At 71.8% G+C, this 1,953-nt stretch carries 4 protein-coding genes; 3 read left to right on the top strand and 1 reads right to left on the bottom strand.

Annotation, left to right across the window (positions count from 1 at the left end):
• Positions 1-228 (top strand): hypothetical protein (locus HMPREF0731_RS25430; protein ID WP_007004509.1); only part of this gene is annotated, 228 nt, incomplete at its 5' end.
• Between the two features lie 21 nt (positions 229-249).
• On the opposite strand, the gene HMPREF0731_RS12510 is transcribed toward HMPREF0731_RS25430, so the two are convergent.
• Positions 250-471, bottom strand: coding sequence for a hypothetical protein (locus tag HMPREF0731_RS12510; protein ID WP_040613101.1), 222 nt, complete (start codon positions 469-471; stop codon positions 250-252).
• A gap of 186 nt (positions 472-657) precedes the next feature.
• On the opposite strand from HMPREF0731_RS12510, the gene HMPREF0731_RS12505 reads away from it, so the two are divergent.
• Positions 658-957: a con-10 family general stress protein gene (locus HMPREF0731_RS12505; protein ID WP_007004507.1), complete on the top strand. Its 300-nt coding sequence runs from the start codon at positions 658-660 to the stop codon at positions 955-957.
• 131 nt (positions 958-1,088) lie between these two features.
• Complete coding sequence (locus HMPREF0731_RS12500; protein WP_007004506.1) at positions 1,089-1,595, top strand: YciE/YciF ferroxidase family protein; 507 nt, start codon at positions 1,089-1,091, stop codon at positions 1,593-1,595.
• The last annotated feature ends 358 nt before the right edge of the window (positions 1,596-1,953 follow it).

Raw genomic sequence — 1,953 nt, 5'->3', positions numbered from 1 at the left:
ACCGGTGGGACGCCGGTGGTGGATGCCGGGGCGCCCCCGGCCGAGGTGGCCGCCGCGATGGAGGGCCTCGCCCCGGCGCAGCCGGACGCTGCGCCGGTGGAGGCGGCCTGGACCGGCTGGCAGGAGGAGATCAGCCTCGCCGCCGGGCGGTTCGAACGGGAGCGCGACGCGCTGCTGGCCTCGCTGCGCAGCCTGGCGGGCCTGCCCCCCGCCCCGCCTCCGGGCTGAGAAACGGCCGCCGGGGAAGGCTCAGCCCTTCCCCGGCTTCTCCGCCTGCTGCGGCCGCGTCAGCGCCCTGGCCCCGGGGCCGGGCTGGCGCGGCCCCACCACCGCGGCCTGGCCGCCGGTCTCGTTCGCATAATCCTCCTCCGGCTTGCGCAGCTTCGCCTTCGGGTCGTTCTGCTCCTCGTTGACGTCGTGCGGCCCGACCTCGGAGGGCCGTGCCTCGGGAAAGCGGGGATTGTTGCTCATGGTCATGCTCCTGCTGGTGGGCGGCGGCGCCGTCCCCGCCCCTGCAAGGCCGCCCGGCGCCCGGCGGTTGCGGCCACCAACATGACAGAGTTGTCACGGAACAGGACCGCCGCGGCCCGGTTGATCCAGCACAGCCGGGCACCAACGCCGGCTGCAACAATGCAGACAGGACAAGGAAACTTCTCCATGGCCAACAACGACACCAGCAATCGCGGCTTCGCCTCGATGGACGAGCAGAAGCAGCGCGACATCGCCTCCAAGGGCGGCCAGAGCGTGCCCGCCGAGAAGCGCCCCTTCGCGCAGGATCCCGAGCTGGCGGCGGAAGCCGGGCGCAAGGGCGGCCAGAACTCGCATGGCGGCGGCGGCAGCTCGGGTGGCGGCAGCTCGGGCGGCAGCAGCTCGGGCGGCAATTTCGCCAATGACCGCGAGAAGGCCAGCGAGGCCGGGCGCAAGGGCGGCCAGAACTCGCATGGCGGCCGTTCCTGAATGAGGCCAGCGGCGCCGCCCTCCGGGGCGGCGCCGTTTTTTCATGCGCCCGCCGCGGAACCTGCGGCGGCGGCGGCGATTGAGGCGATGGGCGCGCGCCGAGACCGCGCCAGACAAGGAAAGGATTTCCCGTGGCTGGCATCAAGAGCATCGACGACCTGTTCCTGCACACGCTGAAGGACATCTATTACGCCGAGCGGCAGATCCTGAAGGCCCTGCCCAAGATGGCGAAGGCCGCGCAGAGCGACGAGCTGCGCGAGGGCTTCCTGCTGCACCGTGACCAGACCCAGGGGCAGGTCGAGCGCCTGCAGCAGGTGTTCGAGGCGCTGGGCAAGCGCGCCCAGGGCGTGACCTGCGAGGCGATCAACGGCCTGATCGAGGAATGCGAGGAGCTGCTGGACGAGGCGCCGACGCCGAGCGCGGTGCGCGATGCCGGGCTGGTCGCCTGCGCCCAGGCGGTCGAGCATTACGAGATGGCCCGCTATGGCGCGCTGATCGCCTGGGCCAAGGTCAGCGGCAAGAAGGACATCCTGGCGCTGCTGGAGGCCAATCTGCAGGAGGAGAAGGAGACCGACACCCTGCTGAACAAGATGGCCAATGGCACCATCAACCCGCAGGCGCTGAAGCAGGCCGCCTGATCTTTTCTCCGGCGTCCGCCACAGAATGGCGGGCAGACCACCGGGCCGGACTTGTCCGGCCCGGTTTTTTTTGCGTGCGGGCCAGGCGATCCGGCGCGCCCTCTCCCCGCCCCAGGCGCGGCATGCCGCATGCGGGTCCGTGTGCAGGACAGCGACGTTTCCGTTTGACCCGCGCCTGATGCCTGAGCCGCAGCCGCGTCAGCGCAGCAGGCCCAGCGCCGGTGCCGCGCCCCGGCGCAAAAGCACGATGGCATTCTGCCGGAACCGCCGCGCCAGACGCGCGGCCGCGCGCGGCGTGAGGCCGGGCGCCAGCAACATCGCCTCGCCCCGCTTGCGGGGGTCGTCCGGCATGCCGCAG

This window comes from Pseudoroseomonas cervicalis ATCC 49957, from assembly GCF_000164635.1.
Lineage (GTDB): Bacteria > Pseudomonadota > Alphaproteobacteria > Acetobacterales > Acetobacteraceae > Pseudoroseomonas > Pseudoroseomonas cervicalis.
Note: the sequence above shows the minus strand (reverse complement) of the source record. Positions and strands in the feature narration are given on the sequence as shown.

Bases quoted from the DNA above. Each gene is read 5' to 3' on its own strand.
- HMPREF0731_RS12510 (WP_040613101.1), bottom strand. From the start codon at position 471: ATGAGCAACAATCCCCGCTTTCCCGAGGCACGGCCCTCCGAGGTCGGG.
- HMPREF0731_RS12505 (WP_007004507.1), top strand. From the start codon at position 658: ATGGCCAACAACGACACCAGCAATCGCGGCTTCGCCTCGATGGACGAG.